Origin of the sequence: Streptomyces malaysiense (assembly GCF_000980885.2) — a bacterium.
GTDB lineage: Bacteria > Actinomycetota > Actinomycetes > Streptomycetales > Streptomycetaceae > Streptomyces > Streptomyces malaysiense.
In genome coordinates this window covers 134,360-158,617 of sequence record NZ_LBDA02000006.1, presented here as the reverse complement: position 1 = coordinate 158,617, position 24,258 = coordinate 134,360, and the positions used below count along the sequence as shown (strand labels likewise).

The following is a 24,258-nucleotide window of genomic DNA, read 5'->3' as shown; positions in this document are numbered from 1 at the left end:
TTGAAGAGGGTGAAAGGATGCGCGGGGGAAGAAAGAAGGGACGCCGAAGCGTCCCTTGCCATTCTATGGACGGGCCTCGGATGCCGGCCGTCCGGTCTGTAGAGCGGTTGATACGGGCCGCCCGACCGCTGCTGCCGTGAAGCGATGCGGCGATCAGGTGAGCGCAGGCTCCGCCTGGTGTGCGTCGATGCTCTCCATGATCCTGTCCTGAGAGGCGGCAGCCGCCAGCGCGTCGTTCTCCGCCTGGATCCTGACCAGCTCGGACTCCAGGTCCTGTACGCGCTGCTGCAGCCGTCGCATCTCGGCGAGGAGTCGAGGGTCGGAGCCGCCGACGTAACCGAGAAGCGCCTTTGCCATGATGGATGGTCCTCCACACTGAGTGACCGACCGATGCGGTGTGGGTCGTGAGGGATTCGCACCCGCGGTGCTTGGCACATCCGAATGTTGCTCTGCTGTTGCTCCATGCCAAACAGCTAGGGTGCGCGGGGCTTTCAGCGTCTCACCAAAAAGTTTGACGGTCAACACGATCACACCCCGTATTGGCGGGGGGACCGGGGCGCTCGGCCGGAAGGACACGGCGGAGCGGCGGGTCGCCCAGGCCCTGGGGCGCAGCGATCAGCTGTACCTGCGGAGCCTGCCACGCTGCGCCCTCCTTGGCAACCACCAGGCCGTTTCCGCTCCGGACCACCGTCCGAGGGGCCCGGCGGCCGGGATCGGGGCGGCTCCGGCTCAGCGGATCGCGAAGCCGTCGTAGCCGCCGCGGGGTGTGTCCCAGATCTCGGTGACACCGTCGACACGGCCGGGCGTGTCGGCCCCCTGGAGCCAGCCGAGCAGCCCCTCGCAGCCCTCGCGCGCGCCCTCGGCGACGACCTGGACCCGGCCGTCCGCCAAATTGAGAGCAAAACCACTCAGACCGCCGATCTCCAGCGCCTTGGCGCGTGTGAACCACCGGAATCCCACGCCCTGCACGTGTCCACGCACCCAGGCGACCAGTCGAACATCCTCACTCATGGGGGCAACCTAACCGGCCGGTGTCGTTCGGGACACATCGCCCCCGGAGGGCATGAGGTACGGTCCGCACGCGGGCGCATCCCCGGGGAAACTCACTCGATCGAGTGGGTTGGGCTGGCCAGAAGCACCAAGGAAGAACGAGGAAGAGGGCAAGGTCATGGGACGCCACCGACGCTCGGACGGCGGCCGCGCCGCGGAGGGCGAGGACCCGCGCGCCCGCGCCGCCGGGAACGACGATCCGGCGGCCGCGCCCACGGCGCCGATACCGATGGGCACCGCGCCCTACCTGAACCCCGAGACGTACGCGGCGGCGAAGGCCAGGGCGGACGCGTATCTCTTCGCGGCCGGGCCCGGCATCCCGTCGCACGCGGGCCCGGGGGCGGCGGACGGTCCGGCGGGCGGTTCCACCGCGGCGGAAGGCCCCGGCGAAGCCCCCGGCGCGGACGCGGGCGACGGCCACGGGCGGCACCCCGGTGAGGGCCCCGACCGTGGCCGGCGGCGGCAGAAGCAGGCCGGGCGCGCGGTGAGCATGACGCTGCTCGGGATGTGCGTGGCCGTCGCCCTGGGCACTGCGGCGGTGGCCGCCGGTGTGGTCCCGGGCTTCCAGGGCTACCGCCTCGGCGGCGGCTCCCACGCCACCGGTGACGACCGGATCCGGGTGGCGGGCTCTCCCGGCAACACGGACGACGCGCAGGGCGGCACGTCCGGCAGCGCGAACACCGGCGGCTCGGACACCGGGCGCTCGGACACGGGTACCGGTGCCGGCGGTCCGGCGTCCGGCCGGGACACCGCGCGGCCGTCCTCCTCCGCCGCCCCGACGCCGTCGTCGTCGCCGGCGCCCACGACGTCCGCGTCGGCCCCGCCGTCGGCATCCGCCTCCGCCTCGCCGGCCCCGCCGAAACCCGCGAAGTCCACCGCGGCGACCCCGTCCGCGAAGCCCGGCGCCCGCAAGAGCCCACCGGCCGCCCCCGCCCCTCCGAAGCCCAGGCCCTCCCCCACCAGGACGAAGCCCACCCCGACCCCGACGAGGACGGCGGCCCCCCGGCCGTCCGTCCCGCCCGTGACCGTCTCCGCGCAAGCCGCCGCCGAGGCCCAGGTGCTGAAGCTGGTCAACGACGAGCGGGCCAAGGCGGGGTGCGGCCCGCTGGCCGCGAACTCGGCACTGACGAACCTGGCCGAGTCGTTCAGCGACGACATGGCGGCGCGGGGCTTCTTCTCCGACACCGACCCGGACGGGAAGACGCCGTGGGACCGGGCGGCGGCGGCCGGTGTCACCGGACTCGGCGCCGAGAACATCGCGCGCGGCCCGGCGGACCCGGCGGCCGTGGTGAAGGCGTGGATGGCCAGCCCCCAGCACCGCGCCAACATCCTCGACCCCGACTTCCACACCCTCGGCGTCGGCGTGCACTTCGGCGCGGGCGGCCCCTGGTGGACCGCGGAGTTCGGCGACTGAGCCGGACTCCCCCGCCCGTCAGGCCGGTTACGCGGCGATCCGGCCCCGCGCGAACGTCCGAGCGGTCTGGGCCACCCGGCGCCCGAGGTGCTCGGCCGTGGCGATGTCCGCCTTGTGCACGCCCTCGGGACCCTGGTCCGTGTCGGTCTGGGCGGCGGCGCCGGCGAAGAAGCCGAGACGGTTGAGGTCGTTCTCGGAGGCGGTGCTGCTGTTCCAGCCCGGGAGCAGGCCGAGGTTCACCCAGTGCATGCCGTGCTGCGCGGCGAGCGTCTGGAAGAACTGGAGCGTGTGCAGCTTGTCGCCGCTCTTGGAGCCGGAGTTGGTGAAGCCGGCGGCCAGCTTGTCCTGCCAGTCCTGGCCGGCCCAGCGCGAGGAGGTCGCCTCGCCGAAGACGTGGAAGGCGCCGGAGGCGGTGCCCATGTAGGTGGGCGAGCCGAAGACGATCGCGTCGGAGCGGTCGAGCATCCCCCACTGCTCCTCGGTGATCTCGTCCACCTTGATCAGGTGCGCCTCGGCGCCCGCCTCGACGGCACCGGCTCGTACGGCCTCGGCGAGGACGGCGGTGTGGCCGTAGCCGGAGTGGTAGGCGATGGAAACAACGGGGCTGGTCATGACTCTCCTCGGAAGGGCAGCTCAGTAACGGCGAGAAAAGGAAAGCACTAACCAGGAGTTAGTGCAACCCCTTGGTTAGCGCTGCATGGGCGTACCCTTGTGTCATGACCGCACATGCCCAGGAGCCCGACGAGCTCGCCTACAACGTCTTCGCCAAGGCATGCCCCTCCCGCTGCACGCTGGAGAACGTCACGGGGCGCTGGGGCGGACTGACGCTCGGCGCGCTGTCCGAGGGCTCACTGCGCTTCAACGAGCTGCGCCGCCGCGTCGACGGGGTCAGCGAGAAGATGCTCTCCCAGACCCTGCACGCGCTGGAGCGCGACGGCCTGGTGCACCGCGAGGCCCAGCCGACCAACCCGCCCCGCGTCGACTACGAGCTGACGCCGCTCGGCCGCGAGGTCGCCGGGCGCCTGCTCTCCCTCATCGAGTGCGTGGAGGGCGCCATGGACGAGGTGCTGGCCTCGCGCGAGCGTTACGACGAGGCGCGCGGCGCCCGCTGACACTTCGGGCAGAAGTAGCTGGAGCGGTTCATCCAGGGGCGGCGCCGCATGGGGGTGCCGCAGCGGCGGCAGGGCTCGCCCTCGCGGCCGTAGGCGTCGAGCGAACGGTCGAAGTAGCCCGACTCGCCGTTGACGTTGACGTACAGGCTGTCGAAGCTGGTGCCGCCGACGGCGAGGGCCGCGTTCATCACGTCCCGGATGTGGCCGAGGAGTTCGGCCGTGACCGGGCGGGTGAAGTTCGCGGTCGGACGCTCGTAGTGGATGCGGGCGCGCCACAGGGCCTCGTCCGCGTAGATGTTGCCGACGCCGCTGATCAGCGACTGGTCCAGCAGAGCCCGCTTGACGGTGCTGCGCTTGCGGCGCAGCGCCTGGTGGAAGGCCTCGTCGTCGAAGAGCGCGTCGAGGGGGTCGCGGGCGATGTGCGCGATGACGTCGGGCAGCCCGTCCGGGGTGTTGTCGTGCAACGACAGCCCGCCGAAGGTGCGTTGGTCCACGAAGCGCAGTTCGGTGCCGAGCGAGTCGGCGAACCGGATCCGGATGCGCAGGTGCTTCTCGTCCGGCGTCTCCCGCGGCTGCACCAGCAGCTGCCCGCTCATCCCGAGATGCGCGAGGACCGACTGGTTCGTCTCCTCCAGCGGTAGCCACAGGTACTTGCCGCGCCGGCTGGGGTCGCCGATGTGATGTCCCTTGAGCCGGTGCGCGAAGTCCTCGCCGCCGGCCACATGACGGCGTACGGCGCGCGGGTGCAGCACCTCGGTCTCGGCGACGGTGCGGTGGGCCACCCACCGCGCCAGCCCCCGCCGGACGACCTCGACCTCGGGCAACTCGGGCATCGAAACCCCCGTGGAAAGCGCTGTACGAAACGGAAGGGCACTGCGAAGAGAGCGCCCGCCCCGTCCGGAACCGGTGGGGCGGGCGCTCGGTGCTGCTTTCGTCAGGCGGTGGCGGACGACGTGCCGTCGTCCGCGGCGGCTCGGGCGACGGCCTGCTCGGCCTCCGTCGCCGCCTTGGCGCGCTCGTCCGCGGCGGCCTTGATGGCACGCCATGCGGACTCGGCGGCCTGCTGCTCCGCCTCCTTCTTGCTGCGGCCGGTGCCGGTGCCGTACGAGACGCCTCCGACGCGGGCGGCAGCAGTGAAGGTCTTCTCGTGGTCGGGGCCGGTCTCCGTGACCAGGTACTCGGGCACACCGAGCCCCTCGATCGCGGTCAGCTCCTGGAGCGACGTCTTCCAGTCCAGGCCCGCGCCCAGGTTGGAGGACTTCTCGATCAGCGGGTCGAAGAGCCGGTGCACCAGCTCGGACGCCGCGTCGAGGCCCTGGTCGAGATAGACCGCGCCGATCACCGCTTCAAGGGTGTCGGCGAGGATGGACGCCTTGTCCCTGCCACCCGTGCCCTCTTCACCCCGGCCGAGCCGGATGAAGGCGCCGAGGTCGAGGCCGCGCCCCACCTCCGCCAGCGCACGCGAGTTGACCACCGCGGCCCGCAGCTTGGCCAGTTGGCCCTCGGGCAGGTCGGGGTGGGTGCGGTACAGCGTGTCCGTCACGACGAGGCCGAGCACGGAGTCCCCGAGGAACTCCAGCCGCTCGTTCGTCGGCAGACCGCCGTTCTCGTACGCGTAGGAACGGTGGGTGAGCGCACGCACCAGAAGGGCGGACTCGACCTGGTAGCCGAGCCGCCCTTCCAGAACTGTGTGGGACGAGGCCAGTGAGCTGCCCCCGCGCTGGCGGGGACTAGCGGCTTTCGCGTCTGTCATCGGGCCTCTCACCAACCGCTCAGACTTCGAGGACCTGGCGCTTGTTGTAGGTGCCGCAAGACGGGCACGCGATGTGCTGCTGCTTGGGCTCGTGGCAGCGCTCGCACGCAACCAGGGTGGGGACCGCAGCCTTCCACTGCGACCGGCGGTGGCGCGTGTTGCTGCGCGACATCTTCCGCTTCGGAACAGCCACGGCTACTTCTCCTGCTTCTCGTCGACGCCCGCTTCGGCGCCGCTCATCTCGTCCTTCTCGCCGTCCGTCGTGGTGCCGGCGAGTCCCTGCAAAGCCGCCCAACGGATGTCGACGGCGTCATGATGGTGTTCCGGGTCGTCCGCGAGCCGGGCTCCGCACTCGGAGCACAGACCCGGGCAGTCTTCCTGGCACACCGGCTGCATCGGCAGTGCGAGCACCACCGCATCACGCAGCACGGGTTCGAGGTCGAAAAGACCGTCCTCGATGAAGAGCCTGTCCTCGTCGTCCTCGGCGTCGTCGCCCGGTTCCGCGATCACACGGCCCCGGTCGTCGGCGTCAGGGTACGAGAACATCTCCTGGAAGTCCGCGTCGAGCTCAAGCCCGACCGGCTCCAGACACCTTACGCACTCCCCCTTGGCCGTTGCACGGGCGGTGCCTGTGACGAGCACCCCTTCCATGACCGACTCAAGCCGGAGCCCGAGTTCCACCGGGGTGCCTTCCGGCACTTCGATGACTCCCGGGATGCCGAGATCCCCGGGGGCGTCGATCTCGCGGGTCAGGCGCTGCAGCGCACCAGGACGCCGACCCAGCTCGTGAGTGTCGAACACGAGGGGGTTGCGGTGGTCGAGGCGGGCGTTGGAAGCCATTCCTGCTTTCGATCTGCGAACTCGGAGGGACACCGCCCGTCGGTGTTTCCGGGCGGCGGTGGTCGCGGGCGATTCCGTACGCGAGCGTCAGGGCACGCGCGACCGAAGAGCCAGGATACTGGACCTTGCGCTCAGGGCCCAATCCGGCCCCGTCAGCGGGTACCGCGGCCCTGCTCGTACGCCCGCAGCTGCTCCGCGCTGATCATGCTGGTGTCGAAGAGGCTGGTCTCGTCCAGAGCGTAGTCCTGCTGCGGCTGGGAGTGCTGCGGCGCCTGGGACAGCTGCTGGGCGTCGTACGCGCCCTGCTGGGCGTAGCCGCCCTGGTACCCGTAGGGGTCGGCCTGCTGGTAGCCGTAGGAGTCCTGTCCGCCGTAGCCGCCCTGCTGGGGAAAACCGGTGTAGGGGTCCTGCTGCTGGTCGTAGGCGCCGTAGGCGGGCTGCGGCTCGTACGCGGGCCGCTCGGGCTGCTGCTCGTACGGCGACCGCTCCGGCCGCTGGTCGTACGCGGGCTCGGCCTCCGGCTCGTACGCGGGCTCGGCCCCCGGCTCGTACGAGGGCCGCTCGGGGCGGGGCTCGTACGACGGCTGCTCCTGCCGGGCCGCCGGGCGCTCGGCCGGGGTGTCCGCGAGGGCGGCCAGGTCGGCGAGGTAGTCGGCGTCGCTGGAGTGCTGGAAGGTCGTGGTGTCGTCGGCGAGGGCGCCGAGGTCGTCGGTGGCGATCCGGCCGTGCAGCTTCTGCCGGCCGCGGCCGACCGCCTCCAGGGTCTTGGCGAGCACCGCCTCGAAGGCGCCCAGCTTCGCGTCCACGTACGCGTCGGCGTTGTGCCGCAGGGTCTCGGGGTCCAGGCTGCGCTCGGGGGCGTCCTCGTCCTCGTAGCCGTTCTCGTCCAGCCCCGGGCCGGTGCCGAGGAGCTTCTCGCGGCCGCGGCCGACCGAGCCCAGGGTCTTGGTGAGCACGACCTCGAAGTTGGCGAGCTTGGAGTCGACGTAGTCGTCGGCCTCGGCGCGGACCTCCTCGGCCTCCTGGCGGGCCTCGGTGAGGATCCGGTCCGCCTCGGTCTGGGAGCGGCGGGCGACCTCGGTGCCGGAGACCAGCGAGCCACGCTCGGCGTGCGCGGTCTCGATGATCCGCTCGGCCTCCTGGCGGGCCTGCTCGACCATCTGCTCCCGGTCGCCGATCAGCTCCTGCGCCTGCGCGAGGGAGCCGGGCAGTGCCTGGCGCACCTCTTCCAGCAACGCGAGCAGGTCGGCGCGGTTGATCACGCAGGACGCCGACATGGGCATGGCCCGTGCGCCGGCGACCGCGGAGACGATCTCGTCGAGCTTCTTCTGCACGTCCACCTGTGCTCGCCACTTCCTACAGCCGGATCGGAGACGGACGGGACGACTGTAGTCCCAAGTCCCATCAGTCCTTGCGCAACCGTCTGTTGAGGGCGTCGAGGATCTGCGGCGGCACCAGGTGGGAGACGTCGCCGCCCCAGGCCGCGACCTCCTTGACGAGCGAGGAGGACAGGAAGCTGTACGTGGGGTTGGTCGGCACGAACAGCGTCTCGACCCCGGTGAGGCCGTTGTTCATCTGGGCCATCTGGAGTTCGTAGTCGAAGTCGCTGACGGCCCGCAGGCCCTTGACGATGGCGGGGATGTCGCGCTGCTTGCAGAAGTCCACGAGGAGGCCGTGGTGGGTCTCGACCCGTACGTTGGCGAACTCCGAGGTGACCTCACGGATCAGCTCGATCCGCTCCTCGACCTCGAACAGGCCCTTCTTGGACTGGTTGATCATCACCGCGACGTAGACCTCGTCGTACAGCCGGGAGGCTCGGGCGATGATGTCGAGATGTCCGTTGGTGATCGGGTCGAACGACCCGGGACAGACGGCGCGGCGCACTTGTGATCCCTCGCTCTCCGGTCCGGTCATCGTGCGTCTTCGCACGTAGAGGCGGCGCGACCGTACCAAAACGTTCCCTCGCCGTAGCGACGGGACCGGATCGCCTCGAAGCCGTCCGGCCAGTGGAATTCGCCGCCTCTGGTGCTGCGCTCCACGGTGACCAGCGCGTCCGTCGCGAGCCACCCCTCCGTGCGGAGTGTGAGGAGAATCTCGCGAAGATCGTCGTCGGTGACGGCGTAGGGGGGATCGAGGAAGACCAGGTCGTACGGGGCGGCAGGGGGAGCGGTCCTGATGACTTGTTCGGCTTTGCCCGCTCTGACCTCGGCGCCGGGAAGGCCCAGGTTCTTCACGTTCTCGCGGACGGTCCGCGCGGCACGGGCGTCGGCCTCGACGAGGAGGGTGTGGCCCGCGCCGCGGGAGAGTGCTTCCAGGCCGACGGCGCCGGAGCCGGCGTAGAGGTCGAGGACGCGCTCGCCCTCCAGGGGGCCGCCGAGGAGGGACTGCCAGGTGGAGAAGAGACCTTCGCGTGCGCGGTCGGATGTCGGGCGGGTGCCCGTTCCCGGTGGGACTGCGAGGCGACGTCCGCCGGCTGCGCCGGCGATCACGCGGGTCATGTGTGGTCCTTCGTCGTGGGCGGCTACAGCGTTCATTGTGGCTGGTCGCGGCCCGCGGCGGCAGCCGCAGGTCCGGCGCGGCCCCGCACCCCCGGCCGGGCACGCCTCAGCCCTTCTCCAGGTACCGCTCCCGCTCCTCGTCCACCAGGGCGTCCAGGGCCGTCCGCAGGCCCGGCAGACGCTCCAGGTCCGGGTCCGCCGTCACCAGGGCCATCGCCTCGCTCCTCGCCTCCGCGATGACCTCCTCGTCCTCGATGACCTCCAGGACGCGCAGGCTGGAGCGGGCGCCGGACTGGGCCTGGCCGAGGACGTCGCCCTCGCGGCGCTGTTCGAGGTCGATGCGGGAGAGCTCGAAGCCGTCGAGGGTGGCGGCGACCGCGTTCAGCCGCTGGCGGGCGGCGCTCGCCTCGGGCATCTCGGTGACCAGGAGGCACAGGCCGGGCGCGGAGCCGCGGCCCACGCGGCCGCGCAGCTGGTGGAGCTGCGAGACGCCGAAGCGGTCTGCGTCCATGATGACCATCGCGGTGGCGTTCGGGACGTTCACGCCCACCTCGATGACCGTGGTGGCGACCAGTACGTCGGTCTCGCCCGCGGTGAAGCGGCGCATCACGGCGTCCTTGTCGTCGGGGTGCATACGGCCGTGCAGCACCTCGACCCGCAGGCCCCGGAGAGGGCCCTCGGCCAGTTGGCCGGCCACGTCGAGGACCGCGAGCGGGGGCCGCTTCTCGGCCTCGTCCTCGGGGGACTTCCGGCCGGCCGCCTTCTTCGGGTCGTCCTCCTCGTCCCCGATGCGGGGGCAGACGACGTACGCCTGATGGCCGTTCTCCACCTCCTCGCGCACCCGTTCCCAGGCGCGGGCCAGGAAGTGGGGTTTGTCGGCGGCCGGGACGACATGGCTGGCGATCGGGGAGCGGCCCGCCGGGAGCTGGTCGAGCACGGAGGTCTCCAGGTCGCCGAAGACGGTCATGGCGACCGTGCGCGGGATCGGGGTGGCCGTCATGACCAGGAGGTGCGGGGGCCGGCTGCCCTTGCCGCGCAGCGCGTCGCGCTGTTCGACACCGAAGCGGTGCTGTTCGTCCACGACGACCAGCCCGAGGTCGTGGAACCGGACCTTGTCCTCGATCAGGGCGTGGGTGCCGACGACGACGCCGGCCTCGCCGGTGGCCAGGTCGAGCAGGGCCTTGCGGCGGGCCGCGGCGCCCATGGAACCGGTCAGCAGCACCACCTTGGTGGCGTGTTCGGTGCCGCCCAGCATGCCGCCCTCGGCCAGGTCGCCCATCATCTCGGTGATCGACCGGTGATGCTGCTGTGCCAGCACCTCGGTCGGCGCGAGCATGGCGGCCTGCCCGCCCGCGTCGACCACGGCGAGCATGGCGCGAAGGGCCACCAGCGTCTTGCCGCTGCCGACCTCGCCCTGCAGGAGCCGGTGCATGGGGTGTTCGGTGGCGAGATCGGCGAAGATCTCGCGGGAGACCTTCCGCTGGCCCTCGGTGAGGGTGAACGGCAGCCGGTCGTCGAAGGCGGTGAGGAGGCCGTCCGCCCGAGGGCGGCGGGCGACCGCCGGGAGCTGGGCGTCGGCGTACCGGCGGCGGGCCAGGGCGACCTGGAGGACGAACGCCTCGTCCCACTTGAGGCGGGCGCGGGCGTCCGCGATGTCGGCCTTGGTGTGCGGGCGGTGGATCTTGAGCAGGGCCTCGGGGAGCGGGAGCAGGCCGCGGCCCTCGCGCAGGGCGGGCGGCAGCGGGTCCAGTGCCTCCTGGGCGGCGGGCAGGACCGTCTGCACCGCCTTGCCGATCTTCCAGGACTCCAGTTTGGCGGTGGCCGGGTAGAGCGGGATCAGGGCGCCCGCCCAGGACTCGACGGCCTCCTCGCCCTCGCCCTCGCCGTGCAGCAGCTCGTAGGCGGGGTGGGCGAGCTGGAGGCGGCGGTTGAAGACCGAGACCTTGCCGGCGAACATCGCGCGGGTGCCCGGCAGCAGGTCCTTGTGCGGCTTGTGCACGCCGTTGCCGAAGAAGACCAGCTGGAGGCGGCCGCTGCCGTCGGTGATGGTGACCTCCAGGCGCTGGCCCTTGCCGCGGGGCGCCCGGGAGGAGGCGAAGGAGTGCAGGCGGGCGTCTGCGACCTGGGCGACGACGGTGACGTGCTCGTCCATGGGGAGGTCGGCGAGGTGGGTGAGCTGGCCGCGCTCCTCGTACCTGCGCGGGTAGTGGTGCAGGAGGTCGCCGACGGTGTGCAGGCCCAGGTGCTCGGCCATCACCTTCGCGGTGGCGGGGCCGAGCACTGACTTCAGCGGCTGTTTCAGTGGTTCTTCCGGTGCGGGCACGAGATCCATTGCACACCACCGCACCGACAATGCCGTACACGCCTGTCCCACGGGTTCGTCGCGGGATGCCGTACCGGTCCCGATAGCCCCTGGTCGGCCCGGCGGTTCCGGCCCTAGGATGACGCGTTCCGGCCGTCCTTCGCGGTCACCGCCCCCTGCTGCGGGACCGCCCGACCCCGCGCCGCGTCCTCCCCCTTCGGCGCAGTGACGATGGATTCCCAGACCCCACAGTCATCCCAGTCCTCGCAGTCTCCCCTACCCCCCCACACGTTCCAGGTCGATCTGCGCGGTCTGGTCGATCTCCTCTCCCACCACCTCTACTCCAGCCCCAAGGTCTATCTGCGCGAGCTGCTCCAGAACGCGGTGGACGCCGTCACCGCCCGGCGGGCCCTCGCGCCCGGCGCCCCGGCGGTGGTCCGGCTGCACACCGCGGACGGCGGCCTGAGCGTGACGGACAGCGGCATCGGGCTCACCGAGTCGGACGTGCACGAGCTGCTGGCGACCATCGGGCGCAGCTCCAAGCGCGCCGAGGGGCTCCAGGAGGCCCGCTCCGGTTTCCTCGGCCAGTTCGGCATCGGCCTGCTCGCCTGCTTCGTCGTCGCCGAGCGGATCCGCGTGGTCAGCCGCAGCGCCCGCACCCCGCACGCGCCCCCGGTGGAGTGGACGGCGCGCGACGACGGCTCGTACACGGTGCGGACGCTGCCCGGCACGGCCCGGTCCGAGCCCGGTACGACGGTGCAGCTGACGCCCCGGCCCGGGGCGGCCGAGTGGCTTGCGCCCGAGCGGGTGCGCGCACTGGCCCGGGACTTCGGCGCGCTGCTGCCCTACGACGTCCGGGTGGACGAGGAACCGGTCACCGAACTGCCCGCGCCCTGGGACCGGTCGTATCCGAGCCCCGGCGCACGCCGGGTGGCGCTGGCCGGGCACTGCCGGGGGCTGTTCGGGTTCACCCCGCTGGACTCGATCGACCTGGACGTGCCGCTGGCCGGGGTCCGCGGGGTGGCCTATGTGCTGCCGTCCGCGGTGAGCCCGGCGCAACGGGCGACGCACCGGGTGCACCTCAAGGGCATGCTGCTCACCGAGCGGGCCGAACAGCTGCTGCCCGACTGGGCGTTCTTCGTGCGCTGTGTGCTGGACACCGACAGCCTGCGGCCCACCGCCTCGCGCGAGTCGCTGTACGAGGACGAGACGCTGGCCGCCGTGCGGGACGCGCTCGGCGAGCGGATCCGCGGCTGGCTGACCGCTCTCGCGGCCGGTGACCCGGAGCGGCTCGCGGCGTTCCTCGCCGTGCACCACCTCGGGGTCAAGTCGCTGGCGCGGCACGACCACGAGATGCTGCGCACGATGCTGCCGTGGCTGCCGTTCGAGACGACCGACGGACAGGTGTCGCTGGCGGAGTTCGCGCGCCGGCACCCGGTGGTGCACTTCACCCGTAGCGTCGAGGAGTACCGGCAGGTCGCGGCGATCGCCTCGGCGCAGGGCGTGGGCGTGGTCAACGGCGGTTACACCTACGACAGCGAGCTGATCGAGGCGCTGCCGTCGGTGCGGCCGGGGACGGTGGTCGCCGAACTGGACGCGGACACCGTGACCGCGCATCTGGACGGCGTCGAGCCGGGCGTGGAGCTGCTGCTCACCGGGTTCCTGGCGACGGCGCGGGCGAAACTGGACCCGCTGGGCTGCGACGTCGTGCTGCGCGCCTTCCACCCGCTGTCGGTGCCGGCGCTGCATTTGGACGACCGGGCGGCCCGGCACGAGCAGGCCCGCGCGGCGGCCGAGGAGCAGGCCGACGATCTGTGGGCGGGCATCCTGGGCTCGCTGCGCGGCGGCGCACCCCGCGCCCGGCTGGTGCTCAACCATCTCAACCCGCTGATCCGGAAGGTGAGTTCACTGGACGATCCGGAGCTGATCGGCACCGCGGTCGAGTCGCTGTACGGGCAGGCGCTGCTGATGGCGCAGCGGCCGCTGCGGCCCGCGGACTCCGCGCTGCTCAACCGGGCGTTCGTCGATCTGCTGGAGTGGGCGACGCGGGGGACGGACCATGACTGAGATCACCGACCTGCCGGCGCTGCGCCGGGCGATGGCGGAGAACGCCGAGCAGCCCGAGGGCCCGGCCCGCAACGCCCGCGCGGAGCGGCTGCTGGCCGCGGCCGAGGGGCTGGACGTTCCGCTGGCCGTGATCGAGGCGCTCGGGCACCAGCTGAGCGTCTACAACTACAGCTCCGAGAAGGACAAGATGTTCGTCCCCTTCGCGCGCCTGCTGCGCATGTGGGACGAGCGGCCCGGGGACTTCGACGCGTACGAGACGCATTCGCTGCACTGGGTCTTCAAGTGGATGTCGGCGGGCATGCTGGACCAGCCGCACGTCCCGCTCGCCTCGATCGAGAAGTGGCTGGGCGAGATGGAGCACCGCTACCGGCTCGCCGGGCACTCCGAACGGGCGGTGCGCAGCGCCGAGTTCAGCGTGGCCGCGCACGTCGGGGACCTGGCGCGGGCGGAGCGGGCGTACGCCGCGTGGCTGGCCGCCGACCGGGACCGGATGGCCGACTGCCATGCCTGCGAGCTGTACGGGCAGGGCCTGTGGCAGGTGGAGCGGGGCCGGGACGCCGAGGCGCTCACGGCGTGGCGGCCCGTGCTGGAGGGCGAGTTCAGCTGTGCGCACGAGCCGCACTCGGTGCTCGCCGCGTCCCTGGTCCCGCTGCTGCGGCTGGGCCGCGCGGAGGAGGCCCGTGCCCACCATCTGCGGGGGCTGCGGCTGGTGCGGCCCATGGAGAGCATGCGGGCCGCGTACGCCGAGCACGTGGAGTTCTGCGCGCTGACCGGCAACGAGGCGCGCGCCCTGGAGCTGCTGGCCGAGCGGCCCGCCTACTTCACGGACAGCGGGCATCCGCGCAGCCGGCTGGACTTCCTGGCCGTGGTGGCCCTGCTGACCGACCGCCTGACCGGGCTGGGCCTCGGCGACGAACGGGTACCGGGCCCCGCCGGGCGCGCCTGGACGGCACGGGACCTCGCGGCCCACGCCCGCACCGAGGCACTGGCCCTGGCGACGCGTTTCGACGCGCGCAACGGCACGTCGCACGTCGGCGACCGGACGCGGGCGCGGATGGCCCGGCGGCCGCTGCTGGACCGGCTCCCGCTGGGCGTCCGCACCCCCCGCACGGTTCCGGCGGCCGCTCCCCCGTCGTCCCCCGCCGCCGCGTCCGGTCCGTCCGGCCCGCGCGCGCTCCCCGACGCCCAGGCTCTCCCCGGTGCCGAAGCTCTCCCAGGTGAGCCCGGTCGGCCCGGTCTGCCCGCTCTCCTCAGCGAGGCGCGCCGGCTGGCGGACACCCTGCGCCCGGAGGCGCCGGAGGCCTGGGCCGCGGTGGCGCGGGCCGCCGGTGACGGCGGACTCTCCCCGGCGGACCGCGCGGCGGTCGCCGATCACGAGGCCATGTCCCGGGGGCCGGAGGGCGCGGAGCTGTTCGAGCGGGCGGCCGAGCTGTACGCGGCGGCGGACGACCCCGGCGAGGCCCTGGCGGCACGGGCCCGGGGCGCCTACTTCCGCGCGCTGCGGGGTGAGCCGGACGCGGCCCTGACCCGGGTGACCGGTCTGTCCGAGGAGGTCCTCGCGCTGTACGCCGACGGGGCCACCGGGATACGGCAGACCGCGTCGGTCCTGATGAGCAGGGCCCGGATCCTGATGCACCGGGCGCGCACCGGCGCGGGGCCCGCCGAGGACGCGGACGCCGCCGTGCGCGAGGTGCCGGCCCTGATCGAGCGGCACGGCACGCGGGACGAGGGGGACGTGCGGCTGACGGCACGGGTCGCCGAGTCCTGGGGGATGCTGGCCGAGCTGGCCGGGGCCCGCGGGGACGGTGCGCGGGCGGCGGAACTGCTGCGGCGGGCCGCCGGGGAGTACGTGCGCGCGGGGGTGCCGTGGTGCGCGGTGGAGTACGAGGTCCAGGTCGCCGCGCTGGCCGAGGAGGCCGGTGACCGGGCGGGGGCCGAGCGGGCGCTGCGGGCGGCGCTGGAGCACGGCGGCCCGTACGTGGAACCGACCGGACAGGCGCGACTGCACCTTCGGATATCCGAGTTGACGGCGGAACGCGGTGACGCCGCCGCCGCGGCGGAGCACGCGCTCCAGGCCACGCACTGGGCGGACGAGGCCGGGGAGTCCGGCACCTCGGGTGCCTGGGCGCGGCAGCGGCTGGGCGGATTCCTGCTGCGGCAGGGGCGGTGCGCCGAGGCGGCCGAGGTGCTGGAGTCCGCGCTGGCCGACCTGCGCGCCGAGACGCACGGCGACGGGGCCGTCGTACAGGCCCGCTGGTGGCTCGGGGACTGCCTGCAGGAACTGGGCGAGCACCGGGCGGCGGCCGAGCAGCGGCTGCTGGCCGCCGACATCGCCCGGCACTGGCCCGAACAGCGCGACCACGCCACGCTCGCCCACCTCGCCGCCGACTCCCTGGACAGCGCGGGCCTGGCCGCGGAGGCCGACCGGGCCTACGCCCGCGCGGGCGAGCTGTGGCGCGCCCTGGGTGACACCCGGCTGCTCGTCCGCTCCCTGCGGGCGCGTGCGTGGCTGGCGCTGCGCGAGGAGCGCGAGACGCCGGCGGCCGAGGGGCTGATGGCCGAGGCCGTGGAGGCGTGCGAGCGCGCGTGCCAGGACGCCGCCGACTCCCGCGCCCTGGACGGACTGACCCATGAACTGGCCCAGACCCACCGCCAGTTCGGCGACCTCCTGGCGCAGGCCGGGGGGCCGGGCGCGGCCCACTTCGAGCGGGCGGTCACGCTCTTCGGCTCCCTCGGCGCGGCCGGGCTGCACGACCGCACCGACGCCGAACTCGCGGCGGCCGGACTGGCGGCCGAACTGGGCCGCCCCGAGGAGGCGGCGGCCCGTGCCCGCGCCGTACTGGCCGCCTACGAGAACGCCGACGACACGGACGAAACCGTCCGGGCACGGCGCGCGGAGGCCGCCCGGATGCTCGGCACGGCGGGGTGAGCCGGGGCCGTCCGCCCGGCGCGCGGCACGGCGGGCCGGGGCGGCGCGCTCACTCCACGCCGATGAGCAGCAGCGCTCCCTGGCGGCCGCCCCGGTACACCACCGTGTCCACGGCCAGGTAGGACTCCCGTACCCGGGTCTCCAGACGGCCGGCGACGGTCTCGGGCGCCTCGTCGCCGACGACGAGGGTGACCAGTTCGCCGCCGGCCTGGAGCATGCGGTCCAGGACGGTCTCGGCGACGGTGGTGACGTCCGCCCCGATCACCGCCACGTCGCCGTCGATCAGCCCGAGCACGTCCCCGGCCTGGCAGATCCCGGCCGTCGTCCAGGACCGGTGCTCGGCGACGACGACCTCCGCGTACCGGGTGGCGCCCGCGGCCGAGGTCATCTGGACGACGTCCTCGTCGAACCGGCGCCCCGGCTCGGACACCGCGAGCGCCGCGATGCCCTGGACCGCCGAGCGAGTCGGGATCAGCGCCACCCGGGCCCCCTCGGTACGGGCCTGCTCGGCCGCCGCGGCCGCGGTGTCGCGCAGTTCGGCGTCGTTGGGCAGCAGCACGACCTCGCGCGCGTGGGCCCGGCGCACCGCCGCCAGCAGTTCCCCGCTGGCGGGTGGCTCCCCGGGCCGCGCGAGCACGGTGGTCGCGCCGGCCTCGGTGTACAGCTCGGCGAGGCCCTGACCCGGCACGACGGCCACCACGGCCCGCTGGGCCCGCTCGCGCGGGGGGCGGGGCCCGCCGGTGTGCACGTCGCCGAGCCCGAAGTGCGTGATCCTGATCCGGTACGGGCGCCCGGCCTCCACGCCCGCCTCCACGGCGGCGCCCGCGTCGTCCACGTGCACATGGACGTTCCACAGCCCGTCGCCGCCGACGACGACCAGGGAGTCGCCGAGGGCGTCGAGCCGGGTGCGCAGCCTGGCCACGGCGGTGTCGTCGGCCTCCAGCAGGTAGATCACCTCGAAGGCGGGGCCACCGTCCTCGGCGGCCCCGCCGGCACAGGCCCCGGTTCCGGTCCCGGGCAGGGCCCGCGGCAGGAGGTCCGCCCGGTCCGGTGCGGCGTCCACCGCCTCCGCCAGGTCCCGCGCCGCCTCCCCCGTGCACGCCTCCACCAGCGCGCCGAGCACCGCCACCAGCCCGCTGCCCCCCGCGTCGACCACCCCTGCCCGCGCCAGGACGTCCAGCTGGGCCGGGGTCGCCGCCAGGGCCGCGCGGGCGCCCTCGTGGGCGGCTCGGGCGACCGTCCCGCAGTCGCCGTCCGCGCGCTCGGCCGCGGCGGCGGCGGCCGAGGCGACCGTCAGCACCGTGCCCTCGACGGGATGCGCCACCGCCTGCCGGGCGGAGTCGGCGGCCCGGCGCAGGGCGAGCCGCAGCGCGGGGCCGTCGCAACGGGGCTCCGCGCCGTCCGCCGCGAGGACCTGGGCCATGCCGCGCAGCAGCTGCGCGAGGATGGTGCCGGAGTTGCCCCGGGCGCCGATGAGCGCCCCGTGGGCCATCGCGCGCACCGCGTCCGCGAGGGTGGGACCGGCGGGCTGCGTCTCATATCCGGCGAACACGGCCTCCACGGCCGTCGCCGCGGACTCCAGGGTCAGATAGAGGTTGGTCCCGGTGTCGCCGTCGGCCACCGGATAGACGTTGATCGCGTCGATCTCCTCGCGCGCCCGCCCCAGGGCGCGCAGGGCCAGACCGCACCAGGTGCGCACCGCGAGACCATCGAGGAATGTCTGCGGCACCTGCGCCACCTGCGCCTCCCTGAGCCGGCTTGACGTGCTCGCAGCGTAGACCCCGGGGCGGTGCCCACCGGAAGCGGGCCGGGGGCGGGCCTCCTCCCGGTCATGGTAGTTTCGCTCTACCGACGCAGGCTTGCTATGCTGCTCCGGTTGCCCGATCCGATCGGGCTCTCCCCCTGGCACCGCCAACCAGATCTCAGATCGCACGATCTCGATCCCGGCATGCCGGGATTATCCGTAAGTGCATCTGAAGTCTTTGGAGTGACCCGTGGCTGCCAACTGCGACGTCTGCGGCAAGGGGCCGGGCTTCGGCAACAACATCTCGCACTCGCACCGCCGTACGTCCCGCCGCTGGAACCCGAACATCCAGCGTGTGCGTACCGTGGTGGGCGGGACGCCGAAGCGCGTGAACGCTTGCACCTCGTGCATCAAGGCCGGCAAGGTCTCGCGCTGACGCTACAGCTGAGCGCGCGGCCACTTGTCGGTTCGCTGCACTGAGCCGGTCCATCTCAGGATGGACCGGCTTTTTGCCGTATCCGGGCACGGGCCCGGACCCGTACGAGCGAGCCCGCGGGACGCAGAGCCGGCTCAGGCCCTGAACCGCCACCCGTGATCCACCGGCCCGATGCCGGCGCCCAGCGCGAACCCCGCCGCGATCGCCCCGGTGACGTACTCCTTGGCCTCGGCGACCGCCGCCGGGACGGCGAGGCCCCGCGCCAGCCCGGAGGCGACGGCGGAGGCGAGCGTGCAGCCGGTGCCGTGGGTGTGCCGGTTTTCGTGGCGGGGCGCGCGCAGCCAGTGCTCGTGCCGCACGGTACCGTCCGTCAGGAGGTCCACCGCGTCACCGGCCAGATGCCCGCCCTTGATCAGCACCCAGCGCGGCCCGTGGGCCAGCACCGCGTCCGCGGCCCGTCGCAGATCGTCCTCCGACTCGACGCGGACTCCGGTCAGCTGTCGCACCTCGTCCAGGTTGGGGGTCGCCACGGTGGCCGCCGGGAGCAGCCTGGTGCGCACGGCTTCCAGGGCGGAGTCGGCGAGCAGCGCGTCGCCGTGCTTGGAGACGCCGACCGGGTCGACCACGGCGGGCGCGTCCGTGCCGGCGATCAACTCGGCGACGGTCTCGACCAGTTCGGCCGAGCCCAGCATGCCGGTCTTCACGGCCTGGACGCCGATGTCGTCCACGACGCTGCGGTACTGGGCCCGTACCGCCTCGGCCGGGAGTTCCCACACGCCCTGCACGCCGAGGGAGTTCTGCGCGGTCACCGCGGTGAGCACGCTCATCCCGTGCACGCCGAGCGCGAGCATCGTCTTGAGGTCGGCCTGGATCCCGGCGCCGCCGCCGGAGTCGGAGCCGGCCACCGTGAGCACCCGGGGCGGGATCACGGCTCTATGTCCCCGAAGTGGTCCCAGCCGCCCCTGCTGGTCCAGGGCGCCCCGTCCACCGTCACCTGCGGCAGCGCGGAGGGGTTGAGGACCTCCCCGATGACCTTCCAGCGGGCCGGGAGCTTGGTGTCCGGCGGGAAGGTCGCCACGATCGCGTGGTCCTCTCCCCCGGTCAGCACCCACTGGAGCGGGTCCACGCCGACGGCCTGCCCGATGTCGTTCATCTGCGTGGGCACGTCGATCGCGCCGGAGCGGATGTCGATCCGGACCTTGCTGGCCTCGGCGATGTGGCCGAGGTCGGCGATCAGCCCGTCGCTCACGTCGCACATCGCGGTCGCGCCGAGCGAGGCGGCGGCCGGACCCGCGTGGTACGGCGGCTCGGGGCGCCGGTGGGCCTCCACGAAGGCGCGCGGCGAGCGGAAGCCGCGGGAGAGCACCGCGTAACCGGCCGCGGACCAGCCCAGCCAGCCCGTGACGGCCACCAGGTCGCCGGGCTGGGCGCCCGCCCGGGTCACCGGCTCCTGGTTGCGCAGATCGCCGAGCGCGGTGATCGACACCGTGATGGTGTCGCCCCGTACGACGTCCCCGCCGACCACGGCGGCGCCCGCGACCTGGCACTCGTCGCGCAGCCCGTCCATCATCTCGGTCGGCCAGCTGACCGGGAGTTCGGCCGGCACCACCAGGCCCAGCAGCAGGGCGGTCGGTACGGCGCCCATCGCGGCGATGTCCGCGAGGTTCTGCGCGGCCGCCTTGCGTCCCACGTCGTAGGCCGTGGACCAGTCGCGGCGGAAGTGCCGCCCCTCCAGCAGGACGTCGGTGCTCGCCACCACCCGCCGGTCGGGCGCGGCCACCACGGCGGCGTCGTCCCCCGGGCCGATACGGACCGCCGGAGTGGTGGTGAGACGGGAGGTGAGCTCCCTGATGAGCCCGAATTCCCCGAGCTCACCAACCGTGCCCTTCATGTCCCTGACTCCCCTTCTCTGCCTCTGCCTGACCGTGCTGACTCGCGCCCCATCAGTGTCCCCGATACCGTCGAGATGACCCCGACGCGGTCGGAAACGACCGCCGATACGGTCCCGGACGACCGTCAACTTCCGTCGTGCCTGCACCCTGGCGCGCAAGCCCGGTCCCCGCAGGTCTCCCCGCGGGGAGCGGCGACGCGATACCGTGGCGTTCCTTTTCCCCACATGATCCTCGTGGCCGCCCTGGAGGTTCCGTGGTACAGGCGTACATCCTGATCCAGACGGAGGTCGGCAAGGCGTCGACCGTCGCCGAGACCATCAGCAAGATCCCTGGAGTGATCCAGGCCGAGGACGTCACGGGCCCGTACGACGTCATCGTGCGCGCCCAGTCCGAGACCGTCGACGAACTCGGTCGCATGGTGGTCGCCAAGGTCCAGCAAGTGGACGGCATCACCCGCACCCTGACCTGTCCGGTCGTGCACCTGTAGCCCCCGTCTACGCTTGGCCGGTGAACTTCTTCCGTCACCGGCCCCCCGCCCTGCTCGCCGCCCTGTCCGCGCCGGTCCTGCTGCTCGCGGTCGCGGGCTGCTCCTCGGAAGACAGCGCCACGGTCGCGGCTCCCCGTCCCGACGCGAAGACCGCCCCGCTGTGCCGGAGTCTGCGCGCGGTGCTGCCCGCCGAGGTGGACGGGCGGCGCCGGGCCGACCCCGAGCCCCGGTCCGCCTACACGGCGGGCTGGGGAAACCCGGCGATCATACTGCGCTGCGGGATCGTCCGGCCGCCGAAGATGATCGATCCCAAGGTGGCCCAGGGCCAGGACCCCGACGCGATCGCCGGCGCGGTCAACGGCGTGGACTGGCTGATGGAGAAGCGGGGCGACGGCACCTGGCGCTTCACGACGGCGGGCCGCAAGGCGTACGTGCAGGTGAGCCTGCCGAAGAAGCTGTCGGGGCCGGACCACAGCACCCAGGTGCTCGAGGACCTGGCCGCGGCCGTGAAGAAGGCCATCCCCACGGGGATGGCCTCCATGCGCGGCTGACCGCTCGCTCGGCCGCCTCAGCGCAGTCCGGTGGACCTGCGCAGCGCGGCCTGGACCAGCAGGTCGATCAGCTCGGGGTAGCCGACCCCGGTCGCCTGCCACATCTGCGGGTACATCGAGATCGGGGTGAACCCGGGCAGCGTGTTGATCTCGTTGATCACGAACTCCCCGTCCCCGGTGAGGAAGAAGTCCGCGCGCACCAGCCCCTCGCAGGACGCCGCCTCGAACGCCTCCACCGCGAGCCGCCTGATCTCGGCGGTCTCCTCGTCGGTGAGCGGCGCCGGGACGATGCCGGGCGTGGAGTCGATGTACTTGGCCTCGAAGTCGTAGTACGCGTGGGCGTCCGGCGGCGGGATCTCCGCCGGGAGGGAGGCCCGCGGGCCGTCCTCGAACTCCAGGACACCGCACTCGATCTCGCGGCCGGTGATCGCCGCCTCGACGAGGATCTTCGGGTCGTGGGACTGCGCCTCGGCGATCGCCTCGTCCAGGCCGGACAGGTCGTCGACCTTGGTGATGCCGATGGACGAACCGGCCCGCGCGGGCTTCACGAACAGCGGCCAGCCGTGCTCGCCGGCGAAGTCCACGATCTTCTTGCGCGCGGCGGCCTCGTCCTGCCGCCACTCGCGGGGGCGGATCACGACGTACGGGCCGACCTTGAGCCCGAAGGAGGTGAAGACCCGCTTCATGTACTCCTTGTCCTGGCCGACGGCCGAGGCGAGCACGCCCGCGCCCACGTACGGCACTCCGGACAGCTCCAGCAGGCCCTGGAGGGTGCCGTCCTCGCCGTAGGGACCGTGCAGCACCGGGAAGACGACGTCGACCTCGCCGAGCGCCTTGGGCACGGAGCCGGGCTCGCTGTAGACGACCTCGCGGTTGGCGGGGGCGACGGGGAGCACCACGTCGCCCTCGTGCGACTCCGCCAGGTCCTCGACGGCGGGCAGGGCGCGGTCGGTGATGGCCATCCGCTCCGGCTCGTCGGCCGTCAGCGCCCAACGGCCGTCCCGGGTGATGCCGATCGGCAGGACGTCGTACTTCGTCCGGTCGATGGCCTTGAGGACGGCGCCGGCGGTGACCACGGAGATCCCGTGTTCGGAGCTGCGGCCACCGAACACGACGGCCACGCGGGGCTTGCGCGACGGCTGCTCAGGGCTCTGGGGAAGGTTCTCGGTGCTCATATCGCGTTGAGAGTACCCGTTGGTAGAGCCCGGATACAGCGTCGGCTCCGCCCCGGAACGCACAAAAACGGGCGGATTTCGCACACTGTCCATACGTTTTCGCGCAGCGGCCCTGGGGTCTCGCTCAGCGTCGCTCGGACTTCGCGCTGCGCGACATCAGCTCCTTGAGCGCGACGACCGGCGGCTTGCCCTCGTGCACGATGCCGACGACCGTCTCGGCGATCGGCATGTCGACGCCGTGCCTGCGGGCCAGATCCAGCACGGACTCGCAGGACTTGACGCCCTCCGCGGTCTGCCTGGTGACCGCGATGGTCTCCTCCAGGGTCATGCCCTTGCCGAGGTTCGTGCCGAAGGTGTGGTTGCGCGACAGCGGCGAGGAGCAGGTGGCCACCAGGTCGCCGAGGCCCGCGAGACCGGAGAAGGTCAGCGGGTCGGCGCCGAGCACCACACCGAGCCGCGCGGTCTCCGCGAGGCCCCGGGTGATCAGCGAGCCCTTGGCGTTGTCGCCGAGCCCCATGCCGTCCGCGATGCCGACGGCGAGCCCGATGACGTTCTTCACCGCGCCGCCCAGCTCGCAGCCGACCACGTCGGTCTCGGTGTACGGCCGGAAGTACGGCGTGTGGCAGGCCGCCTGCAGCCGCCTGGCCACGGCCTCGTCGGCGCAGGCCACCACGGCGGCGGCGGGCATCCGGGCGGCGACCTCGCGGGCCAGGTTGGGCCCGGTGACGACGGCGACGCGCTCCGGGCCGACCTTGGCGACGTCCTCGATGACCTCGCTCATCCGCATCGCGGAGCCGAGTTCGACGCCCTTCATCAGGGAGACGAGCACGGTGTCCGGGGCCAGCAGCGGAAGCCACTCGGCGAGGTTCCGGCGGAGGGTCTGGGAGGGGATGGCGAGGACGGTGAACTCCGCGTCGCGCAGCGCCTCGGCGGCGTCCGCGGTGGCGCGCAGGTTCTCCGGGAGCTCCACACCGGCCAGGTAGTCGGGGTTGGTCCGGGTGGAGTTGACCGTCTCGGCCAGCTCGGGCCGACGGGCCCACAGGGTCACGTCGCAGCCGGCGTCGGCGAGCACCATGCCGAAGGCGGTGCCCCAGGAACCGGTGCCCATGACGGCCACCCGCACGGGCGTGCTCACTTGCTGTGCTCCTCTTCCTGCCTGTCCTTGTTCTGCGCCTGCGTACGGCGCCGCTGCTCGATCCGCTCGCGGCGCGGGTCGTACGGGGTCTCGGGCGCCTTCTCGCCGCGGATCTCCTCCAGGAGGCGGGTGATCGCCGCCATGATGACCTCGGTGGCCTCCTTCTGGAGGTCCGGGGTCATCTCCTTGTCGTAGAAGCGCGACAGGTCCACCGGCGGGCCCGCCAGCACATGGTGGGTCTTGCGCGGGAAGATGTTCGGCTTCTTCGCGTACGCCGGCAGCAGTTCGTTGGCGCCCCACTGGGCGACCGGGATCACCGGGCACCTGGTCTGCAGGGCCACGCGGGCGGCGCCGGTCTTGCCGGTCATGGGCCAGCCGTCGGGGTCGCGGGTCAGGGTGCCCTCGGGGTAGAAGGCGACGCACTCACCGCGCTCCACGGCGTCGATCGCGGCACGGAAGGCGCTCAGCGCGTCCGTGGACTCGCGGTAGACGGGAATCTGTCCGGTGCCGCGCATCGCGGCGCCCACGATTCCCTTCCTGAAAAGACCGCTCTTCGCCAGGAATCGCGGAACCCGTCCGGTGTTGTACTGATAGTGCGCGTACGCGAAGGGGTCCACATGGGAATTGTGGTTCACCACGGTGATAAATCCACCCTCGGCCGGAATGTGCTCCATTCCACGCCAGTCCCGCTTGATCAGAACCACCAGCGGCGGTTTGCAGATCACCGCGGCGAAGCGGTACCAGAAGCCGATTCTGCGGCGGGGCACAAGGACACCTTCCTCTAGGGGGACCCACGGGGAACTGACCCCGGCGGGGGCCGCACAAGTGTCGCCCCGGAGCGCCGGTCTGTCGAGAACACCGTACGCCCGACAC

The 24,258-nt window shown here is 72.9% G+C and carries 24 protein-coding genes; 7 read left to right on the top strand and 17 right to left on the bottom strand.

The genetic code is table 11. The features are described from left to right. Positions 1–153 precede the first annotated feature (153 nt). Both VT52_RS03050 and VT52_RS03045 read right to left on the bottom strand, forming a co-directional pair. Positions 154–357, bottom strand: a complete 204-nt coding sequence (locus VT52_RS03050) for a hypothetical protein (protein WP_018544743.1) — start codon at positions 355–357, stop codon at positions 154–156. A 372-nt stretch (positions 358–729) separates the two neighbouring features. Beyond that, positions 730–1,011, bottom strand: coding sequence for an acylphosphatase (locus tag VT52_RS03045; protein ID WP_037654594.1), 282 nt, complete (start codon positions 1,009–1,011; stop codon positions 730–732). A gap of 157 nt (positions 1,012–1,168) precedes the next feature. Between VT52_RS03045 and VT52_RS03040 the strand changes: the two genes are divergently transcribed. Next, entirely contained in the window at positions 1,169–2,464 is a 1,296-nt protein-coding gene (locus VT52_RS03040) for a CAP domain-containing protein (protein WP_046427333.1), read from the top strand. 27 nt (positions 2,465–2,491) lie between these two features. Here the strand turns inward: VT52_RS03040 and VT52_RS03035 are convergent, their stop codons facing one another. Next, positions 2,492–3,076 (bottom strand): flavodoxin family protein, encoded by a 585-nt coding sequence (locus VT52_RS03035; protein ID WP_046427335.1) that lies wholly within the window; start codon positions 3,074–3,076, stop codon positions 2,492–2,494. A 104-nt stretch (positions 3,077–3,180) separates the two neighbouring features. Here VT52_RS03035 and VT52_RS03030 point away from each other — a divergent pair, with 104 nt between their 5' ends. Further along, positions 3,181–3,576: a winged helix-turn-helix transcriptional regulator gene (locus VT52_RS03030; protein WP_046427336.1), complete on the top strand. Its 396-nt coding sequence runs from the start codon at positions 3,181–3,183 to the stop codon at positions 3,574–3,576. On the opposite strand, the gene mutM is transcribed toward VT52_RS03030, so the two are convergent. The 8 genes from mutM to recG form a co-directional block, all read right to left on the bottom strand. After that, a complete protein-coding gene (gene mutM, locus VT52_RS03025) occupies positions 3,549–4,409 on the bottom strand; it encodes a bifunctional DNA-formamidopyrimidine glycosylase/DNA-(apurinic or apyrimidinic site) lyase (protein ID WP_046427337.1) in 861 nt (286 codons plus the stop codon). The two genes, VT52_RS03030 and mutM, sit on opposite strands and share 28 nt — an antisense overlap. A gap of 101 nt (positions 4,410–4,510) precedes the next feature. Continuing rightward, entirely contained in the window at positions 4,511–5,329 is an 819-nt protein-coding gene (rnc, locus tag VT52_RS03020; RefSeq protein ID WP_046427338.1) for a ribonuclease III, read from the bottom strand. A 19-nt stretch (positions 5,330–5,348) separates the two neighbouring features. Further along, complete coding sequence (rpmF, locus tag VT52_RS03015) at positions 5,349–5,522, bottom strand: 50S ribosomal protein L32 (protein WP_003951102.1); 174 nt, start codon at positions 5,520–5,522, stop codon at positions 5,349–5,351. Between the two features lie 2 nt (positions 5,523–5,524). Then, positions 5,525–6,169 (bottom strand): YceD family protein, encoded by a 645-nt coding sequence (locus tag VT52_RS03010; protein WP_046427340.1) that lies wholly within the window; start codon positions 6,167–6,169, stop codon positions 5,525–5,527. A 152-nt stretch (positions 6,170–6,321) separates the two neighbouring features. Further along, positions 6,322–7,509, bottom strand: coding sequence for a cell division initiation protein (locus tag VT52_RS03005; RefSeq protein ID WP_046427342.1), 1,188 nt, complete (start codon positions 7,507–7,509; stop codon positions 6,322–6,324). A gap of 64 nt (positions 7,510–7,573) precedes the next feature. Next, positions 7,574–8,053 carry a pantetheine-phosphate adenylyltransferase gene (coaD, locus tag VT52_RS03000; RefSeq protein ID WP_046427344.1) on the bottom strand — a complete coding sequence of 160 codons (480 nt, stop codon included), beginning with the start codon at positions 8,051–8,053 and terminating at the stop codon, positions 7,574–7,576. 26 nt (positions 8,054–8,079) lie between these two features. Beyond that, positions 8,080–8,667 carry a 16S rRNA (guanine(966)-N(2))-methyltransferase RsmD gene (gene rsmD / locus VT52_RS02995; protein WP_046427346.1) on the bottom strand — a complete coding sequence of 196 codons (588 nt, stop codon included), beginning with the start codon at positions 8,665–8,667 and terminating at the stop codon, positions 8,080–8,082. Positions 8,668–8,773: 106 nt separating this feature from the next. Continuing rightward, positions 8,774–10,999 (bottom strand): ATP-dependent DNA helicase RecG, encoded by a 2,226-nt coding sequence (gene recG, locus VT52_RS02990; RefSeq protein ID WP_046427348.1) that lies wholly within the window; start codon positions 10,997–10,999, stop codon positions 8,774–8,776. A gap of 201 nt (positions 11,000–11,200) precedes the next feature. Here recG and VT52_RS02985 point away from each other — a divergent pair, with 201 nt between their 5' ends. After that, positions 11,201–13,036 (top strand): HSP90 family protein, encoded by a 1,836-nt coding sequence (locus tag VT52_RS02985; RefSeq protein ID WP_046427350.1) that lies wholly within the window; start codon positions 11,201–11,203, stop codon positions 13,034–13,036. Next, the gene (locus VT52_RS02980) at positions 13,029–15,965 is read left to right on the top strand and encodes a hypothetical protein (protein WP_046427351.1); all 2,937 of its coding nucleotides are present in this window, start codon (positions 13,029–13,031) and stop codon (positions 15,963–15,965) included. The genes VT52_RS02985 and VT52_RS02980 overlap by 8 nt, the downstream gene beginning before the upstream one ends. A gap of 49 nt (positions 15,966–16,014) precedes the next feature. Here the strand turns inward: VT52_RS02980 and VT52_RS02975 are convergent, their stop codons facing one another. Further along, a complete protein-coding gene (locus tag VT52_RS02975) occupies positions 16,015–17,703 on the bottom strand; it encodes a DAK2 domain-containing protein (RefSeq protein ID WP_046427353.1) in 1,689 nt (562 codons plus the stop codon). Between the two features lie 256 nt (positions 17,704–17,959). Between VT52_RS02975 and rpmB the strand changes: the two genes are divergently transcribed. Then, positions 17,960–18,145: a 50S ribosomal protein L28 gene (rpmB, locus tag VT52_RS02970; RefSeq protein WP_003993230.1), complete on the top strand. Its 186-nt coding sequence runs from the start codon at positions 17,960–17,962 to the stop codon at positions 18,143–18,145. 134 nt (positions 18,146–18,279) lie between these two features. Here the strand turns inward: rpmB and thiD are convergent, their stop codons facing one another. Then, positions 18,280–19,071, bottom strand: coding sequence for a bifunctional hydroxymethylpyrimidine kinase/phosphomethylpyrimidine kinase (thiD, locus tag VT52_RS02965; protein ID WP_046427390.1), 792 nt, complete (start codon positions 19,069–19,071; stop codon positions 18,280–18,282). Then, positions 19,071–20,036 carry a thiamine-phosphate kinase gene (locus VT52_RS02960; protein WP_046427356.1) on the bottom strand — a complete coding sequence of 322 codons (966 nt, stop codon included), beginning with the start codon at positions 20,034–20,036 and terminating at the stop codon, positions 19,071–19,073. Before VT52_RS02960 ends, thiD begins: the two co-directional genes overlap by 1 nt. 254 nt (positions 20,037–20,290) lie before the next feature. On the opposite strand from VT52_RS02960, the gene VT52_RS02955 reads away from it, so the two are divergent. Then, on the top strand, positions 20,291–20,524 hold the full coding sequence (locus VT52_RS02955; RefSeq protein ID WP_037654619.1) for an Lrp/AsnC family transcriptional regulator: 234 nt from the start codon (positions 20,291–20,293) through the stop codon (positions 20,522–20,524). Between the two features lie 20 nt (positions 20,525–20,544). Next, entirely contained in the window at positions 20,545–21,075 is a 531-nt protein-coding gene (locus tag VT52_RS02950; protein WP_046427358.1) for a DUF3515 domain-containing protein, read from the top strand. A gap of 17 nt (positions 21,076–21,092) precedes the next feature. Here VT52_RS02950 and VT52_RS02945 read toward each other — a convergent pair whose 3' ends face one another. From VT52_RS02945 to VT52_RS02935, 3 genes are all read right to left on the bottom strand, one after another. Next, on the bottom strand, positions 21,093–22,250 hold the full coding sequence (locus VT52_RS02945) for a D-alanine--D-alanine ligase family protein (RefSeq protein ID WP_046427360.1): 1,158 nt from the start codon (positions 22,248–22,250) through the stop codon (positions 21,093–21,095). Between the two features lie 124 nt (positions 22,251–22,374). Beyond that, the gene (locus VT52_RS02940; protein ID WP_046427362.1) at positions 22,375–23,385 is read right to left on the bottom strand and encodes an NAD(P)H-dependent glycerol-3-phosphate dehydrogenase; all 1,011 of its coding nucleotides are present in this window, start codon (positions 23,383–23,385) and stop codon (positions 22,375–22,377) included. Further along, entirely contained in the window at positions 23,382–24,152 is a 771-nt protein-coding gene (locus tag VT52_RS02935) for a lysophospholipid acyltransferase family protein (protein WP_046427364.1), read from the bottom strand. Before VT52_RS02935 ends, VT52_RS02940 begins: the two co-directional genes overlap by 4 nt. Positions 24,153–24,258 lie beyond the last annotated feature (106 nt).

Bases quoted from the DNA above. Each gene is read 5' to 3' on its own strand.
- VT52_RS03050 (WP_018544743.1), bottom strand. From the start codon at position 357: ATGGCAAAGGCGCTTCTCGGTTACGTCGGCGGCTCCGACCCTCGACTC.
- VT52_RS03045 (WP_037654594.1), bottom strand. From the start codon at position 1,011: ATGAGTGAGGATGTTCGACTGGTCGCCTGGGTGCGTGGACACGTGCAG.
- VT52_RS03040 (WP_046427333.1), top strand. From the start codon at position 1,169: ATGGGACGCCACCGACGCTCGGACGGCGGCCGCGCCGCGGAGGGCGAG.
- VT52_RS03035 (WP_046427335.1), bottom strand. From the start codon at position 3,076: ATGACCAGCCCCGTTGTTTCCATCGCCTACCACTCCGGCTACGGCCAC.
- VT52_RS03030 (WP_046427336.1), top strand. From the start codon at position 3,181: ATGACCGCACATGCCCAGGAGCCCGACGAGCTCGCCTACAACGTCTTC.
- mutM (WP_046427337.1), bottom strand. From the start codon at position 4,409: ATGCCCGAGTTGCCCGAGGTCGAGGTCGTCCGGCGGGGGCTGGCGCGG.
- rnc (WP_046427338.1), bottom strand. From the start codon at position 5,329: ATGACAGACGCGAAAGCCGCTAGTCCCCGCCAGCGCGGGGGCAGCTCA.
- VT52_RS03010 (WP_046427340.1), bottom strand. From the start codon at position 6,169: ATGGCTTCCAACGCCCGCCTCGACCACCGCAACCCCCTCGTGTTCGAC.
- rsmD (WP_046427346.1), bottom strand. From the start codon at position 8,667: ATGACCCGCGTGATCGCCGGCGCAGCCGGCGGACGTCGCCTCGCAGTC.
- recG (WP_046427348.1), bottom strand. From the start codon at position 10,999: ATGGATCTCGTGCCCGCACCGGAAGAACCACTGAAACAGCCGCTGAAG.
- VT52_RS02985 (WP_046427350.1), top strand. From the start codon at position 11,201: ATGGATTCCCAGACCCCACAGTCATCCCAGTCCTCGCAGTCTCCCCTA.
- VT52_RS02980 (WP_046427351.1), top strand. From the start codon at position 13,029: ATGACTGAGATCACCGACCTGCCGGCGCTGCGCCGGGCGATGGCGGAG.
- VT52_RS02960 (WP_046427356.1), bottom strand. From the start codon at position 20,036: ATGAAGGGCACGGTTGGTGAGCTCGGGGAATTCGGGCTCATCAGGGAG.
- VT52_RS02945 (WP_046427360.1), bottom strand. From the start codon at position 22,250: ATGAGCACCGAGAACCTTCCCCAGAGCCCTGAGCAGCCGTCGCGCAAG.